The organism is Kitasatospora sp. NPDC051170 (assembly GCF_044455705.1).
In the GTDB taxonomy this organism is placed as follows: domain Bacteria; phylum Actinomycetota; class Actinomycetes; order Streptomycetales; family Streptomycetaceae; genus Kitasatospora.
Window position 1 is genome coordinate 73493 of sequence record NZ_JBITFA010000004.1, and the last position, 15941, is coordinate 89433.

Below are 15941 nucleotides of genomic sequence, written 5' to 3' on the forward strand. Positions count from 1 at the left end.
GAGCGCCGTTCGGAACCCTTTGATCACGGGTGGACGGCCACGCTGGGTGAATCCTTGCTAGCCTTCCGTCCGCGACGTGTGCGGCCGTGCGGAGAGAGGGGCTCGTCATGGTGGTCCGACGCCCGCCCGGGCGGCGCGCCCAGATCCTCGCCGTGGCCGCCGACCGCTTCCACCGCAGCGGGTACCACCAGGTCTCCATGACCGAGGTCGCCGCCGGGGTCGGCATCACCGCGCCCGCCCTCTACCGGCACTTCCGCGGAAAGCCCGAACTCCTGGACCGCACCCTCCGGTTGGGCCTGGACGCCCTCGCGGACGGGCTGCGCGGAGCCCGTACCACCGCCGAGGTCGGCGCCGCGCTGGCCGCCGTCGCGGTCGCCCACCGCCCGCTCGGCACCCTGGTGCAGCGTGACGCGCGGCTGCTGCCCTCGGCCCGGCGGGCGGCGCTGCGCCGCGAACTGCGGGCGGACGTCGCGCTGATGACCGCCGTCCTGCGCGCCGAGCGGCCCGAACTCGACGAGCCCGACGCCCAGTTGCTCTGCTGGTCGGCGCTCTCCGCCTGCGCGGGCCTCTCCTACCAGTCGGCCGCGCCGCAGCCCCGCCGGGCCGAGGCCCTGCTGCGCGAACTGGTCGCGGCCGTCCTCGCGGTACGGCTGGACGGGACGGCCCCGGACGCGCTGCCCGAGCCGCCCGAGCCCCGCCCCCGGGCCCGCCGCGAGGAACTGCTCGCGGCCGCCGTCCGGCTCTTCCACCGGCACGGCTTCGACAACGTCAGCACCGACCGGCTCGGCGCCGCCGTCGGCATATCCGGCCCCAGTGTGTACCGGCACTTCGACAGCAAGGCGCACCTGCTGGCCGCCTCCCTGGTGCGCAGCCGCGAACGGCTCTGGCACGAGGTAGACGGCGCGATCGCGGCCGCGGAGGGCCCCGACCGGGCGCTGGCGGCCGGGCTGCACGGCTACGTCGGCTTCGCGCTGCGCAACGGCGACTACCTGGGCGCGATGCTCAGCGAGACGGAACGGCTCGCCCCCGCGGACCGCCGCGCGGCCGTGGACTTCCGCCGCGACTTCCTGCGCACCTGGGTCGAGTTGCTGCGCGGCGTCCGCCCCGAGCAGGACGCCGCAGCCGCCCGCATCCGGGTGCACGCGCTGTTCGCCCTGGTCAACGACGGCGTCCGCAACCGCCCGCACAGCGACCGCCCCGACCTCGGCGACTGCCTGCTGCGCCTGGGCCGCGCCGTCCTCGGCGTGGCCTGACCGGTAAGAACCCGAAAGGCCGGGCGCCCGCCCCCACCGGCGTGGGAGTGGACGCCCGGCCCCTTGGCAGGACAACGCCCCGGGAGGCGTGGGGCGTTGCCTAGTGCGGGTAGTACACCCGCGCGTCGAAGTTGCCGTTGCCCTGCAGGGCGCCGACGTTGCCGGAGTTCCCGGCGACGGCCAGGCCGTTGTTCTGGTTGCTGGCGCCCGAACCGGTGGCCGTCTGCTGGGTGTTGACCAGGTTGCCGTTGACGGTGCCCAGCACGTTGCCGGAGCCGACGTTGCTCACGACGCTGCTGTTGGAGTGGTCGATGGCGCCGGCGCCGTTGTCGGCGTGCGCGGTGGCGGCGCCGACGCCGACCAGGAGGAAGGCCCCGAGGGCGGTGACGGCGGCGGCTGCGCGGATACGGGACACGATGGTCTCCCTGAACTGTGGTGCGAGGATGGCGACTTGCGGAGTGGCCGCTCCGAATCGCCGGGGCTTGACGTCGCACACCCAGCATTCACCAGGGCTGCGGACGAACTCCACCGAACGGGTGGCAATTCCCCCGATGGTGGGGGAGTGGTCAATTCCGGATTGACCACGATCCGTCGGAAATCGGGAAGAGCTGGCGGGGGAGCGGGCGCGGAGCGGTCCTCCGTAAAGAAATGGTCGCCGGATTGTCGCACTGGCACACTGGGGACTCATGTCTGATGGTGCCCCGTCCGAGCCCATGCCCACCGACGATCTGCGCACGACCGAGGTCGACCTCGGCGGCCTGGTGACCGTCCTCGCCAGCCACCTCTACTCCACCCCGCTGGTCGCCCTGCGCGAACTCGTCCAGAACGCCCACGACTCGCACACCCGCCGCTTCCTGGAGGACCCGGACGGCGGCCACCGCCCCCTGATCCGGGTGCGCGCGGACGGCGCCCGGCGGACGGTCTCCGTCGAGGACACCGGCGCGGGCCTCACCGAGCCCGAGATCCACGCCTACCTCGCCACCGTCGGCACCGGCTACACCCGCATGCTGCGCGAGCTGACCGGGAACCAGGACCTGATCGGCGCCTTCGGCCTCGGCTTCCTGTCCGCCTTCTCCGTGGCCGACGAGGTCACCGTCACCACCACCTCGCACCGCGAGCCGCACCACGGCCACCGCTACCGCAGCCGCGGCGGCGAGCAGTACCAGGTCGAGCCGGTGCCCGCGAGGCCGCAGCCCGGCACCGTCGTCGAGCTGTCCCTCAAGGCCGAACACGGCCACCTCGCCGACGAACAGGCACTGCGCGAGGTGCTCGGACGCTACTGCGTGCTGCTCCCGATCCCCGTGCACGTCGGAGACGACGTCCAGCCGGTGAACGGCGTTCAGGTCCCGTGGCGCCAGGGGTCCCGCCCGTCACCCACCCCCACCCTCGACGGAGACGCTTCGCGTCGCCCCTCCGACGGGGACCCGTACGAGGCGAGGATGCGCTTCGCCACCTCCTTCGGCCGCCGCTTCGAGCCGCTCGCCGCCTTCCCCGTCGCCCCGGTCGAGGGCGGCACCGACGCGGTCGGCCTGCTCTGGGTCCAGGACGGCGCCACCTTCGGCAGCAGCGACAACCGGGACCTCGCCGTCTACCTGCGCGGCATGCTGCTCGCCGACGACGCCCGCGACCTGCTGCCCAGCTGGGCCGGGTTCATCGGCGGCGTGGTCGAGTCCAACCGCCTCACCCCGACCGCCAGCCGCGAGGACCTCCAGCGCGACGACCACTACCGAGCGCTCCAGCGCGTCCTCGCCGACGCCGTCGTGGACGGCCTGTACGAGACCGCCCGGCTGCGCCCCGCCGCCTGGCGCCGCATCCTCACCCGCCACGGGCAGGACCTGCTCGGCGCCGCGCTCTGCGACGACCGGCTCTTCACCCTGCTCGCCGACGACGTCCCCGTGCCCACCTCGCAGGGCGACCTGACGGCGGGCGCGCTGCGCGCGGCCGGCGGGGGAGCGGTGCACGTGGCGCTCGGCAGCGGCGGCGGCTTCGAGGAGATGCTCTACCGCGCGATGCGGGTGCCGATCGCCCGGGGCGACCGCTACGCCGTCCTGCCGTTCCTGCGCCGTTACGCGCAGCTGCGCGGCTGCCGGCTGGTCGAGCTGGGCAGCGAGGACGGCAACCGCGAGCTCTTCCGCGACCCCGAACGCCCGCTGGCCGCCGAGGAGTCGGCCTGGCTGTCCGCCGCCCTCACCGACCGGGGCGAGCAGCTCGTCGCGGCCCGGTTCGACCCGCCGGGCCTGCCGCTGGTGCTGGTGCCCGACCGCGAGGCCGAGCTCAAGGCTCGGATTGAGGACGACCAGGCCGACGCCCGCATCCCCTCCGCCGCCCTGCGGCTGGCGCGGGCCTTCACCGCCCGCACCGACGGCGAGGTCAGGGCCCGGCTCTACCTCAACCTGGACTGCCCGGCGGTGCGCGACCTGCTCGCCGCCTACCGCACCGGGCACACCGGCAGCGCCACCGCCGCCGGGCTGCTGCGCTCGCTCAAGGTGATCATGGCCGCCGCCTCCTCCGGCCCGTCCGAGGGGGACCTGGGCGCCGCGCTCGCCGGTGTCGGCACCGCGGTCTCGGCGCTGACCGCCGCCGTCCCGCCGGGCCTGCCGGAGGTCCCGGACAACCTGCCGGAGGGGCTGTGACGGCAGGTCGGCGCCGTCCGGACACGGACGGATTGTCAGTGGTCCCTGGTAGACCATCCATCAGCACCGCGCAGGGGGAGACGACATGACCACCGACATCTGGGCCTGGGTCCACGACGCACACCGACAGCTCTCCGAGGCCGGCCACCACCGACTGGCCGAGGCCATCTACGAGCTGCCCGGCCACGCCAACGAGGGCCGTGACGACCAGCTGGACGCCGTCTTCCCCGAAGCCCTGGCCGCCTCCCGCGCGCTGGGCCTGCCCTGGGTAGAGGTCTACCTGCGGCACTGGCGGATGCAGAACCTGCTGAACCGCCGCCACCAGGGCGAGCAGGCCCTGCCCGAGGCGGTCGACCTGCTGGAGTTCGCCCACCGGGAGGAGACGGCCGGCTGCCCGCAGGCGGTCTGCGTGGTGCAGGACCTGGCCATCTGCTACGCCCGGGTCGACGGCCCCGGCTTCGTGGAGCAGCGGCTGGAGGTGCTGGACGAGACGCTCGCCCGGATCGAGCCCGGCCGGGCCTGCTTCGACTGCCTCTCCCGCGAGTACTCCGACGCGCTCGAGGACGGCGGCCGCCCGGCCGAGGCCCTCGCCCACCTGGACACGGCCGCCGCCCGCATCCAGGCCGCCGGCGAGCGGCTCTCCCTGCACTTCCACCACCGCCGGGCCGGCGCGCTCCAGCTGCTCGGCCGGTACGGGGAGGTGCTGGAGGTGCTCGACACCGCCGAGCGGGCCGAGCGCGCCCGGGGCCGCGAACTGGACGAGAGCGACGTGCGCTGGGGCTCCCTGCTGCGCGCCCGCGCCCTCGCCTCCCTGGGCCGCACCGAGGAGTCCCTCGCCCTGCTGCCCTCCCTGGAGGCGGCCGACCGCCACGTCGACCTGCGGCAGACGTGGACGCAGACGATCGAGGTGCTGGTCGCGGCCGACGCCTGGGACAACGACCTCGAGCTGGGCACCGCCCTGGCCCGCTGGGTCGGGTACCTGGACGGCACCGGCTCGCACCGCCCCTGCGTCGACCTGCTGCTGGCGGCCGGCCGGCTCGCCCTCGCCCGCGGCGCCCGTACGGTCGCGCTGACGCTCGCGGAGACGGGGGAGCGCAAGCTCGGCCGGCTGCAGAGCACCGCCGGCGTGGCCGAGCAGGTCGCCGCGCTGCGCGCCGCCGCCGAGGCGCTGCCGCAGCCCGAGCTGCCCGTCCCGCCCGCCGAACTGCTGGCGCACCTGGCCGAGGCCGGGGCGTCCTACGAGACCGGCGCCGACCTGCTCTCCGTCGCCCTGGACCAGTACCAGGGCGAGCGGGACGGTGCCTCCGAACTGGCCTGGGCGCTGTCGGGCGTGCTGTCCTCGCTCGGGCACGCCCGGGCCGCCGCCGACCGGCTCTGGCGGCAGCTGGACGCCGACCCGGGCAATCAGCGCCTCGCCCTCGCGCTCGGCGGCACCCTGATCGAGGCGGGGGACGGCGAGGGCGTGCGCCGCCTCGCCGACCGGCTGGCGCAGGCCGGGAACGCACCCGACGCGCACTGGACGCGCGCCCGCTGGGCCGCCGCCGAGAGCCGCTGGGCCGAGGTGCTGGAGCAGTGCGAGGCCGCCCTCGCCCTGGCGCCGGAGCGGATCAACACCCGCCGGCTGGCCGCCTCGGCCGCCACCCGGCTGGGCGACCACGCCACCACCCAGCGGCTCTACCTGGAGCTGCTGGAGCACGCCCTGCCCGCCGAGGGCGCCCCGGAGGGCGAGGAGCACCGCGTCGTCCAGGAGCCGGACCTCTGGCAGCTGATCACCGCGGCCACCGCCAACCGGGACTGGCAGGTCGTCCGCTCCACCGGCGCGCTGATAGGCATCGAGTTCGACGAACCGGAGGGCCCCGTCGAGGAGGAGTGGCAGCTGATCACCCTGCGGGCCACCCGGACGAACGGCGCCCGCACCGACCTGCCCGCGCTGCGCACCGGCCCGGCCACGGCCCGCGTGCTGCCGGTGCTCGGCGAGGACCTGGCGCTCAACCACGGCGACACGGTGGTCTTCGCCCCGGCCCTGCTGGAGCGGCCGCCGGCCGAGGACGCCCCCGAGGAGGAGAAGGAGCGCTGGCGCCCGGTCTTCGAGCTGCTCACGCTGCTCGACCCGGCCGGCTACACCACCTACTGGATCGACGGCGGCTGGCCCGGCGACGAGACCTGGTCGGCCCTGCGCGAGGAGCTGAACGCCGCCGGCCACGCGGTCTGGGTCTACAGCGGCGACCAGTACCGGATCACCGACCCGGCCGACGAGGACGCCACCCTGCCCGGCGTCTACGCGGCGGTCGGCGTCCCGCCCACCGTCTCCGCCGCCGAGGCCGACGCGCTGCTGCACCGGCTCACCGGCGACTGGCCGCACCCGCTCGCCTGGCTCGACCTCGCCAGGGCGGCCGGTACGGACCTCGCCCGGCACGAGGACATCGTCGAGCGCTACGGCCTCTGAACAACCCCGGCACGTGACGCGAAGCCCCGGCCGCCCGCCGGGGCTTCGTCGCGCCCAGCCCGTGCGCTGCCCGTGCCCCGCCCGTGCGCACGGGAACCTTCCGCTCCCCAGCCGAGTCTTGGTAGATGCTTTACCATTTCATTGCCAAGACCCGACCGCAGGAGTGCCCCACGTGACCAGCCTCGCCCTCGGCCCGTCCTGGCTCGATCCGACCCACCTGATCTCCACCTTCGGGCTGATCGGCATCCTGGCCATCGTCTTCGCCGAGTCCGGTCTGCTGATCGGCTTCTTCCTGCCGGGCGACTCGCTGCTCTTCACCACGGGCCTGCTGGTGGCCGGCGGCACCGCTCTGCCCCAGCCGCTCTGGCTGGTCTGCGCCCTGATCGTGGCCGCCGCCGTGGCCGGTGACCAGGTCGGCTACCTGTTCGGCCGCAAGGTCGGCCCGAGCCTGTTCCGCCGTGAGGACTCCCGCCTCTTCAAGCAGGAGAACGTGGAGAAGGCCGCCGCCTTCTTCGACCGCCACGGCCCCAAGGCGATCGTGCTGGCCCGCTTCGTGCCCATCGTGCGCACCTTCACCCCGATCGTCGCCGGGGTGAGCAGGATGAACTACCGCCTCTTCGTGGTCTTCAACCTGGTCGGCGGCGTGCTCTGGGGCGCCGGCGTCACCGTGCTCGGCTACTTCCTGGGGCAGATCGCCTTCGTCCGGGACAACATCGAGGCCATCCTGATCGCCATCGTGCTGGTCTCGGTGGTCCCGGTGGCGATCGAACTGCTGCGAGCCCGACGCTCCGGCAAGGCGTCCGCCGAGGCCCACCGCGCCGGGTAGGCACCCGCCGCCGGGGCCACCCGACGATCCGGACATGTGCACCCGGCTGCTCGATCGGGCAAGGTGTCATCAGAGATCGAGCGGTGGCCCGGGCGGCCACCAGGGGCGGCGAGGAGTGGACGTGCCTAAGCGGGGCCGACCGGGTTCGGGCAAGCGCGCGAGGGGAGGCCGGGCGGCCCGTCAGACGCGGCAGGCGCCGCCGAAGCCGCTGCACCCCGCCGAGGCGCCGCCCACCGAGGGCCTGCTCGGCCATCCCGCCCCGGCCGCCGATCCCGTCACCGTCGTCCCGCTGCTCCCGCCCGCCCCCGAGACCAAGGGCCTCCTGGCCCCGGAGCCCGAAGCGGCGCCCGAGCCGCAGCCCGAGCCCCAGCCCGAGCCGCAGCCGCAACCCGGAGCGCGGCAGCCCGGAGCGCCGAAGTCCGGAGCGCCGAAGTCCGAGCCCGGCGCGAGGCCCGAAGCGCAGCAGCCCGGCCCCCACCCCGAGCTCACCACGCCCGTCGGCGCCCGCCCGGCCCCCCGCCGCTCCGTCGCCGAGGACACCCTCACCCCCGAGGAGTGGCGCGCCGCCGGCTACACCCCGCCCACCGGCATCCCCATCCCCGCGCTGACCAGCGGCGCCCCCGGCGAGGCCCCCTGGCCGGACCGGATGCGCACCCTGCTGCGCACCCCGATGTCCGAGCGCCCGTCCTTCGAGCGGACGGCCCGTGAGCTGCACCCCGCGGCGGCCACCACCCGCAACGTCCCGCGCATCCTCGACCTGACGCTGCGCATCGGCGAGCTGCTGCTGGCCAGCGGCGAGGCCGCCGAGGACGTCGAGGCCGCGATGCTCGGCATCGCCCACGCCTACCGGCTGGACCGCTGCGAGCCGCAGGTGACGTTCACCCTGATCGGCATCTCGCACCAGCCCTCGCTGGTCGAACCGCCGATCACCGCCGACCGCGTGGTGCGCCGCCGCACCTCCGACTACACCCGCCTCAACGCGGTGTACGAGCTGGTCGCCGACATCACCGCGGAGCGGGTGTCCGTCAACGACGCCTACCGCCGCCTCGCCGAGATCCGCCGCAACCGGCACCCGTACCCGGCCTGGGTGCTCGCGATCACCACCGGTCTGCTGGCCGGCGCGGCCACCTTCCTCGTCGGCGGCCGGCTCGACGACAAGGCGTGGCTGGTCTTCGCCAGCGCCTTCGTCGCGGCCGTGCTCGGCGACCGGCTGGCCTCGGGGCTGGCCCACCGGCGGCTGCCGGAGTTCTACCAGTTCGTCGCGGCCGCGATGCCGGCCGCCGCCTCCGGCATCGTGCTCTCCTTCAACGACTGGGGCCTGCGCGGCTCGGTGGTGATCACCGGTGGCCTGTTCGCCCTGTTGCCCGGGCGGGCGCTGGTCGCCGCCGTCCAGGACGGTCTGACGGGCTTCTACATCACCGCGGCGGCCCGTCTGCTGGAGGTCATCTACCTCGTCGCGGGCATCGTGATCGGCGTGATGCTGATCCTCTACCTCGGCGTCGGCTTCGAGGCGAGACTGCGGCCGGACGAGAGCCTGGTCGGCATCAGCTACCCGCCGGTGCAGATGGTGGCGGCGATGGCGCTGACCCTCGCCTTCGCGACGCTGCTGCAGACCGACCGCCGCACGCTCGCCCTGGTCACCCTGAACAGCGGCATCGGCTGGGCCTCGTACGGCGTGCTGGCGTACAACGCGGGCGTGTCCCCGATCGTGGCCACCGGGGTGGCCGCCGGGCTGGTCGGCCTCTTCGGCCAGCTGATGGCCCGCTACCGCAACGACTCGGCGCTGCCCTACGTGACGGCGGCGATCGGCCCGCTGATGCCGGGTTCGGCCCTCTACCTCGGGATGCTGGCCTTCGCCCAGGGCCACTCCAGCGCCGGCCTGGTCTCGATCTCCCGGGCGGCGGCCATCGCGATGGCGCTGGCGATCGGAGTGAACCTCGGCGGGGAGATCGCCCGGCTGTTCATGAAACTGCCCGTCGGCGTGGAGCGTCCGTCGCTCCAGGCGCTGATGCCGCGCCGGGCGGCCAAGCGCACCCGGGGCTTCTGAGCCCCGCGCGACCCCCGGACGACCTCCGGATGCCCCCGGCCGCCCCCCGGAATCGGGGGCGGGCCGCCGAGGGGCGCGAGCGGTGTTGGACCCGAGTTGGGTTGCGGGCCATGTCGCCGCAGGCAGGACGCAGGACCAGGAACGAAGGTAAGACGCATGACCACACTGCTGGACGGCTACCGCGAGCACATCGTCGCCACGCACAAACAGCCGCTGTTCCTGCTGCTGGTCGGCTTCATCGTCTCCTTCGTCTTCATCCGCTTCAGCGTCCGGATGATCCGCGCCCAGGTGCGCTGGTGGCCGGGCAACGTGACGCCCGGTGGGCTGCACATCCACCACATGGTCTTCGGCCTGGGCTTCCTGCTGGCCGGCGGCATCGGCGTGTTCGCCACCTACGGCGGGCACCCGTGGATCGACGTGTTCGGCCTGGTCTTCGGCATCGGCTGCGGCCTGGTGCTGGACGAGTTCGCGCTGATCCTGCACCTGGACGACGTGTACTGGAGCGAGCAGGGCCGCAAGTCCGTGGACGCGGTGATCTTCGGCATCCTGTTCACCGCCCTGCTGCTGGTCGGCTACGTCCCGCTCGGCGTGGTGCCGGGCGAGGAGACCAGGTGGGGCCTGATCACGGTGATCTCGGTGAACTCGCTGGCCTCGGTGATCACCCTGCTCAAGGGCAAGGTGTGGACGGGCCTGCTGGGCATCATGGTCCCCGGCCTCTCCTGGATCGGCGCCGTCCGGCTGGCCCGCCCGAGCAGCCCGTGGGCCCGCTGGCGCTACGCCGACCGCCCCCGGCGCCGGGCGCGTGCGCTCCGGCGCGAGCGCCTGCTGCACCGGCGTGCGGACCGGGCCCGCACCTGGCTCTTCGACCTGATCGCCGGCGCCCCCGACAAGGTCTCCGCCAACCACCCGGCCGCCCACCGGGTCGCCGAGCGGATGGCCGCCCGGGCCACCGCCCACCTCGACGCCCACGCCGCCCGGGCCCTGGCCCGCCGTCAGGCCCGCCTCGCCGACCGCCGCTCCGCCGCCGCCTCGGCGGCCGCCTCCGGGGCGTCCGGCACCCACCCGGGCCCGGCCGAGGGCCCCGGGTACGGCGCCTCCGGCGGCGCCCCGGCCCGTACCGGCCGGGCACAGCAGTCCCGCCGTACGGTCCGGGCCGGGCGCAGCCGCACCTACGCCGTCCGCCCGACGGGCCTGGAGCGCCGCCCGGAGCGACACCCGGAGCGACACCAAGAGCGACACCTCCACCTGCGGACGCGGACCCGCCGGATGCGGCGGTAGTTCGTCCACCATGTGCGCCTGGCCGGGGGCGGGCCCCGATCGAGCCTGGTCGGATCATCCGATGGTCACCCGCCCGGCGGCGCGCGTTCGAGGTGTGAAACGCGTCCGGGTTGAGAACATGAGCGTCGTGTGACCGATCTGTCACGTGATGCGATGATTCGTGACCCGTCAGAAGGGAAGCCGCGTGGCGCGCAGGCTCCTGCCGACCCTCCTGTTGACCCTCACCGCCCTGCTCGGGCTGCTGCCCGTCGCCCAGGCGGCCCCGGCCGATCCGGAGCCGGCGGCCGGGCAGGCCCAGGGCGAGGGCCCCTACCCGACCACCGAGGAGATCGACCGCGCCCGTGCCGAGGCCGAGGGCAAGGCGTCCTCGGTCACCGCGCTGGAGGCGGCGCTCACCGAGTCCAAGGCCGAACTCGACCGGGCCGTCCGCAGCGCCGAACAGGCCGTCGAGGCGTACAACGGCGCCCAGCTCGCCCTCACCCGCGCCCGCGCCGAGGAGAGCGCCGCCACCGGGCGCGCCACCACCGCCGAAGCCGCCCGCGCCGCCGCCGTCGAGGACGCCGCCCAGCTCGCCGCCGAGACCTACCGCCAGGGCGCCGGCGCCGAACTCTCCGCCCTCAACGCCCTGCTCGCCGCCCGCGGCCCCCGCGAGGCCGGGGACCGGGCCACCGTGGTCGGCATCGCCAGCCGGCGCACCCGGGAGATCCTCGACAACGCCACCTCCACCGCCGCCGAGGCGTCCCGCGCCTCCGCCGCCGCGCACACCGCCACCGAGGCCTCCGAACGGGCCGCCGCCGAGGTCGGCTCCGCCAAGGCCAGGGCGGAGCAGCGGCTCTCCGCCCAGCAGAGCGAGGTCGCCGCCTCGGGCCGGCGCCGCGAGCGGCTCCTCGCCGAACTCGCCGCCGCCCGCAACACCACCGTCGACCTGGAACGCCGCCGCCGCGAGGCCCTGGAGGCGATCGCCGCCCGGGAGGCGGAGGCCGCGGCACGGGCGGCCGCCGAACAGGCGGCCCGCGAGGCCGAGGCGGCGGAGGCCGCCAAGGCTTCCGCGGCCCCGCCCGCCGCCGCCCGCCCCTGGTCCGCCGAGGGCGCGGCCGCGGCCGTCGCCTTCGCCCGGTCCAAGATCGGACTGCCCTACATCTGGGGCGGCGAGGGCCCGGCCGGCTACGACTGCTCCGGCCTGACGATGATGGCCTGGCGCGTCGGCGGCCGGCAGCTCAACCACTTCGCCGCCGACCAGTACGCCCAGAGCACCCCGGTCACCTACCGTCAGCTGAGGCCCGGCGACCTGGTCTTCTGGACGGACACCGGCCGCGCCGCCGACATCCACCACGTGGGCCTCTACATCGGCGACGACCAGATGATCGAGGCCCCCCGCGCGGGCATGCCCATCAAGCAGGCCAGCCTCTGGATCATGGGCACCCCGGACTTCTACGCCCGACCGTAAGGCGCGTCACGCGAGCTCCTCGAAGCCGACCACCGGCACCACGCCCCGGGCGGCCGCCGCCAGCGCCGGGTCGAGGGTGACCAGCGCGTCGGCCTGCAGCCGGGTGAGGGCCAGGTACTCGGCGGTCAGGGTGTCGGGGAGGTCGAGCTGTTCGGCGATGCGCCAGGCCGTGGACTGCAGGACCCGGTCGCCGAGCAGCCGGATGCGCAGCCCCCGCACCCCGTCGAGCGCGCGCTCGGCCTCCTTCGCCGTCAGCTCGCCCCGCCGGACGGCCGCGTAGAGCAGCGCGAGCACCTGCGAGCGCAGCAGGGTCGGCGCCAGCAGCTGATGCCCGTCCGGGAGCGGGCTCCCCTCCCGGACGAGCCGGAGGGCGACCTCCGGGGTGATCACGTACTTCGGCACGGTCGTCCGGCCTCCTCGGTGCTCTTCGTCCCCCACGTTGTCAGAGGCATCGGTTAGCGTGCACCTCTTCGGTTGCCGAACGAGGAGGACGGAATGCGACTGCGTGCTGTCGAGGCGGGGGACGTCGAGGCCTACGTGCGGATGCGGTGCGACGCCGGGATGATGGCCGAGCTGGGCGGCCCGCTGCCCCGCGAGCAGGTGGTGGCCAGGCACGCCAAGGACGTCGAGGGGGGCGAGTACATCTGGGCGCGGATGATCGTCACCGACGAGGGCGAGACGGCCGGCGGCGTGGCGCTCTGGTCCATGGAGGAGGACGGCGTCACCGTCTCCGAGATCGGCTGGGCCGTGCTCCCCGAGTTCCAGGGCAAGGGCCTGGCCAAGGCGGCCGTGCGGCAGCTGCTGGACGAGGCCGCCGAGGACGGCCGCTGGGGTGAGGTGGAGGCCAACCCCGGCGTGACCAACGGCCCGTCCAACGGGATCTGCCGGGCGACGGGCTTCCAGCTGCGCGGCGAGCGCGAGCTGACCTTCGCGGACCGGCTGCTGCGCACCAACCAGTGGGTGGTCGTCCCGGGCGAGCACACCGGATCGCGTACGCAGCAGCCCGGATAAATCGGATGCCGTGCCCCGGGGCCCGCGCCTACGGTGACCTCATGGGCAAGAGCATCGACGGCACGATCGTCGACACCGTGAACGGGCTCCAGGTGCGGACGATCGCCGAAGGCGAGGTGGAAGCCTGGTGCCACGCACTGGTCCAGGGCTTCCTCCGTCCCCACGCCGGCGGCCAGGCCGACATCCGCCGCGCGGACTTCAAGCCCGGCCGCTGGACGGCAGGCTTCGACGGCGACCGGATGGTCGCCACCTTCCGCAGCTTCGACGTGGAGCTGACGGTGCCCGGCGGTTCCACCGTCACGGCCGACGCGATCACCAACGTGTCGGTCCTGTCCACCCACCGCCGCCGGGGCCTGCTCGGCACGATGATGCGCCGCGACCTGGCCGCGGCCGCCGAGCGCGGCAACGAGGTCGCGATCCTGGTCGCCGCCGAGTACGGCATCTACGGCCGCTACGGGTTCGGGCCCGCCACCCGCGGCCACGGCTGGAACATCGACCTCAACCGGGCAGGCGGCCTGCGCGACGGGCTGCCGACCGTCCCCGGCGGCCGGATCGACTTCGTGTCGATGGACGAACTGCGCGAGATCGGCCCGGAGTTGTACGACCGCTGGCGGGTGGGCCAGCCTGGTGCGATCACCCGCAGCGAGTCGTGGTGGAAGCACGCCACCGGGGTGGTCAGGTACCCCGACCGCGACTGGAAGGAGCCCTTCGCCGCCGTCCACCGTGACGGCGAGGGCGTGGTCACGGGCCTGGCGGCCTACCGGGTCGACGACAACTGGGACGGCAGCTACCCCGACTGCACCCTCACCCTGGCCGGCTTCCTCGCCCTCGACCTGCCCACGGCCGTCGCGCTGTGGCGCCTGGTCCTCTCCGTCGACTGGGTCCGCAAGGTCGTCGTGGACAACCTCGGCCCGGACGACCCGCTGCCCCTGCTGCTCAAGGACCCGCGCGGCGCCACCCCGCACGAGGACAACTGCGACTTCACCTGGGTGCGGGTGCTCGACGTCGAGAAGGCGTTCAGCGCCCGGACGTACGGGGCGCCCGGCCGGATCGTGCTGGAGGTCGAGGACGAACTCGGCTACGCCGCCGGCCGCTGGGCGATCGAGGTGGCGGAGGGCGGCCTCGGCCGCTGCACCCGGACGGTCGACGAGGCCGATCTCGCCCTGGGTGTCAGCGAGTTGGGCTCCATCCACCTTGGATCGGAGACGCTGTCGCGCCTGGCCGCGGCCGGTCTGGTGAAGGAGCTGCGCCCCGGCGCGGCGGCCGCCGCCGACCTGCTGCTGCGTGCCCCGCTGGCGGCGTGGACCCCGGACGTCTTCTGAGCCCGCGCGCCTCCCGGGGCCGGACTGCCGTACGGGCGGTCCGGCCTTCGGGCTGCCCAAGTCGGCCTGGAATCCCTTTACTTGACGACCGTCTTGCCGATGGTCGGCAGGATGAAGTCCTGGATGAGGCCCTTGGCGTCGCGCACGATCGGGCGGAAGACCCGGTAGCGCGACAGGTTGATCACCCGGGAGGTCATCGGCGTCGAGCGGCGGACGAACTCCCTGGTGCGCTCGGTGTCCGGGGTGCGGTCGAAGACCCAGTACAGCACCACGACCATCAGGTAGAGCCAGAGCACGTCGGGCAGCAGCTCGACCAGTTCGGCGTCCAGCTTCGGCGCCAGGTCGGAGCCGACCAGCACGTCCCGGAACAGCTCGACGGCGGTGGCGCGCGCCGGGTGCGACTCGTTCGAGAACGGACTCAGCGAGCTGGTCGGGTCGGCGGCGGTGCGGAAGAACTGCGCGGAGAACTCGTGGTACGGCGCGGCGGTGTCGAGCCAGGAGCTCAGCGCGATCTCCAGCCGCTCGGCGAAGTCCCGGGTGTGCGCCATGCGGCGGCGGGCGTCGGCCGCGTGGTCATGGGTCATCCGGTCGTAGAACCCCTGGATCAGGAATTCCTTGGCCGAGAAGTAGTAGTAGGCGTTGCCCACGGAGACGCCCGCCTCGGAGGCGATGGCGCGCATGGTGGTCTTCTCGTAGCCCCGCTCCTGGAACAGCCGCATGGCCGTCTCCAGGATCAGCGCCCGGGTCGCCTCGCTCTTGTCGGTCTTCGGCCGTGCCCGGCCGCCGGCCATCGGGCCGCCGTCCGCGCCGCGCTGCTCGTCGGCGCCGTCGTCGCCGGTACTGTTCGTCGCTGCGAGGTCGTCCACGGGGACGAGCCTAACCGGAGCCGGGCCTCGGCCGTTGTCGGTGGTCGCGGCACCGGAAGCCCCCTCCGCATCCGGTGCCGCGACCACCTCCCCCCGGGGTGGAGAACGCGTCCCCCGTTCTTTCGAACGCGTTCAAAAGATCACTGAGAGCACTCTAGGGCGAACAGCTGAACGTGTTCAACTTCAATCCGTAGGAGGATCGTCACATGAACGCTTCCGACCCCGCCCGGATCACCGTCCGCCACGGCGACACGGCGGACGCCCGCCGCGTCGCCGAGCTGCACGCGCTCAGCTGGCGCACCGCCTACCGGGACTTCGTCCCGGCGGAGGCCCTGGGCGACGGACTGGCCGAGGAACGCGGCGCGATCTGGGAGCTGCGGCTGACCGCCGACTACGGAGACCCGGCCGCCACCCCTGCCCTGCTGATCGCCGAACACGACGGCGAGACCGTCGGATTCGCCTACCTCGTCCCCGAGCCGGACGGCCGCGTCCTGCTCGACAACCTCCACGTCCACCCCCACCACACCGGCGCCGGCATCGGCCACACCCTCCTGACCGCCGCCCGCACCCACGTCACCGAACACCACCCGAAGGCCGACCTCTACCTCGAAGTCCTCTGCGCCAACACCCGCGCCCTCGCCTTCTACGAACGCGAGGGCGGCCACCGCACCGCCCACCAACAGGGCGTCTTCCCCGGCGGCTTCACCCTCCCCGAATACGTCTACACCTGGCCCGCTCACCCGTAGTCGTACACCGTCACCGCCCCCGCCCCACCAACCGGATCGTCGCCCTGGCCGTTCGCCATGTTCCGA

13 protein-coding genes are annotated in these 15941 nt (G+C 74.2%); 10 read left to right on the forward strand and 3 right to left on the reverse strand.

Translation table 11 applies throughout. The features are described from left to right. The first annotated feature begins 107 nt into the window (after positions 1-107). Entirely contained in the window at positions 108-1253 is a 1146-nt protein-coding gene (locus ACIBCA_RS10415) for a TetR/AcrR family transcriptional regulator (RefSeq protein WP_396282471.1), read from the forward strand. Between the two features lie 100 nt (positions 1254-1353). On the opposite strand, the gene ACIBCA_RS10420 is transcribed toward ACIBCA_RS10415, so the two are convergent. Beyond that, on the reverse strand, positions 1354-1668 hold the full coding sequence (locus ACIBCA_RS10420; RefSeq protein WP_396282472.1) for a hypothetical protein: 315 nt from the start codon (positions 1666-1668) through the stop codon (positions 1354-1356). Positions 1669-1939: 271 nt separating this feature from the next. Between ACIBCA_RS10420 and ACIBCA_RS10425 the strand changes: the two genes are divergently transcribed. The 6 genes from ACIBCA_RS10425 to ACIBCA_RS10450 all read left to right on the forward strand — a co-directional run bounded on the left by ACIBCA_RS10425 (position 1940) and on the right by ACIBCA_RS10450 (position 11930). Further along, the gene (locus ACIBCA_RS10425) at positions 1940-3886 is read left to right on the forward strand and encodes an ATP-binding protein (RefSeq protein WP_396282473.1); all 1947 of its coding nucleotides are present in this window, start codon (positions 1940-1942) and stop codon (positions 3884-3886) included. 85 nt (positions 3887-3971) lie between these two features. Then, positions 3972-6332 (forward strand): hypothetical protein, encoded by a 2361-nt coding sequence (locus ACIBCA_RS10430; RefSeq protein WP_396282474.1) that lies wholly within the window; start codon positions 3972-3974, stop codon positions 6330-6332. A gap of 172 nt (positions 6333-6504) precedes the next feature. After that, positions 6505-7158 (forward strand): DedA family protein, encoded by a 654-nt coding sequence (locus ACIBCA_RS10435; RefSeq protein WP_396282475.1) that lies wholly within the window; start codon positions 6505-6507, stop codon positions 7156-7158. 121 nt (positions 7159-7279) lie between these two features. Further along, on the forward strand, positions 7280-9205 hold the full coding sequence (locus ACIBCA_RS10440; protein WP_396282476.1) for a threonine/serine exporter family protein: 1926 nt from the start codon (positions 7280-7282) through the stop codon (positions 9203-9205). Between the two features lie 156 nt (positions 9206-9361). Next, positions 9362-10483 (forward strand): hypothetical protein, encoded by a 1122-nt coding sequence (locus ACIBCA_RS10445; RefSeq protein WP_396282477.1) that lies wholly within the window; start codon positions 9362-9364, stop codon positions 10481-10483. A 184-nt stretch (positions 10484-10667) separates the two neighbouring features. Continuing rightward, positions 10668-11930, forward strand: a complete 1263-nt coding sequence (locus ACIBCA_RS10450) for a C40 family peptidase (protein ID WP_396282478.1) — start codon at positions 10668-10670, stop codon at positions 11928-11930. A 6-nt stretch (positions 11931-11936) separates the two neighbouring features. Here ACIBCA_RS10450 and ACIBCA_RS10455 read toward each other — a convergent pair whose 3' ends face one another. Continuing rightward, positions 11937-12332, reverse strand: a complete 396-nt coding sequence (locus tag ACIBCA_RS10455; protein ID WP_396282479.1) for a type II toxin-antitoxin system VapC family toxin — start codon at positions 12330-12332, stop codon at positions 11937-11939. 93 nt (positions 12333-12425) lie between these two features. Here ACIBCA_RS10455 and ACIBCA_RS10460 point away from each other — a divergent pair, with 93 nt between their 5' ends. Both ACIBCA_RS10460 and ACIBCA_RS10465 read left to right on the forward strand, forming a co-directional pair. Further along, positions 12426-12941: a GNAT family N-acetyltransferase gene (locus ACIBCA_RS10460; protein WP_396282480.1), complete on the forward strand. Its 516-nt coding sequence runs from the start codon at positions 12426-12428 to the stop codon at positions 12939-12941. 41 nt (positions 12942-12982) lie between these two features. Further along, positions 12983-14263, forward strand: a complete 1281-nt coding sequence (locus tag ACIBCA_RS10465) for a GNAT family N-acetyltransferase (protein ID WP_396282481.1) — start codon at positions 12983-12985, stop codon at positions 14261-14263. A gap of 77 nt (positions 14264-14340) precedes the next feature. On the opposite strand, the gene ACIBCA_RS10470 is transcribed toward ACIBCA_RS10465, so the two are convergent. After that, complete coding sequence (locus tag ACIBCA_RS10470) at positions 14341-15129, reverse strand: TetR family transcriptional regulator (protein ID WP_396282482.1); 789 nt, start codon at positions 15127-15129, stop codon at positions 14341-14343. Between the two features lie 206 nt (positions 15130-15335). Here ACIBCA_RS10470 and ACIBCA_RS10475 point away from each other — a divergent pair, with 206 nt between their 5' ends. Next, a complete protein-coding gene (locus ACIBCA_RS10475; protein WP_396282483.1) occupies positions 15336-15875 on the forward strand; it encodes a GNAT family N-acetyltransferase in 540 nt (179 codons plus the stop codon). Positions 15876-15941: the final 66 nt, after the last annotated feature.

Excerpts from the sequence above, each read along its gene's own strand:
- ACIBCA_RS10425 (WP_396282473.1), top strand. The coding sequence starts at position 1,940 with ATGTCTGATGGTGCCCCGTCCGAGCCCATGCCCACCGACGATCTGCGC.
- ACIBCA_RS10430 (WP_396282474.1), top strand. The coding sequence starts at position 3,972 with ATGACCACCGACATCTGGGCCTGGGTCCACGACGCACACCGACAGCTC.
- ACIBCA_RS10465 (WP_396282481.1), top strand. The coding sequence starts at position 12,983 with ATGGGCAAGAGCATCGACGGCACGATCGTCGACACCGTGAACGGGCTC.
- ACIBCA_RS10475 (WP_396282483.1), top strand. The coding sequence starts at position 15,336 with ATGAACGCTTCCGACCCCGCCCGGATCACCGTCCGCCACGGCGACACG.
- ACIBCA_RS10415 (WP_396282471.1), top strand. The coding sequence starts at position 108 with ATGGTGGTCCGACGCCCGCCCGGGCGGCGCGCCCAGATCCTCGCCGTG.
- ACIBCA_RS10460 (WP_396282480.1), top strand. The coding sequence starts at position 12,426 with ATGCGACTGCGTGCTGTCGAGGCGGGGGACGTCGAGGCCTACGTGCGG.
- ACIBCA_RS10445 (WP_396282477.1), top strand. The coding sequence starts at position 9,362 with ATGACCACACTGCTGGACGGCTACCGCGAGCACATCGTCGCCACGCAC.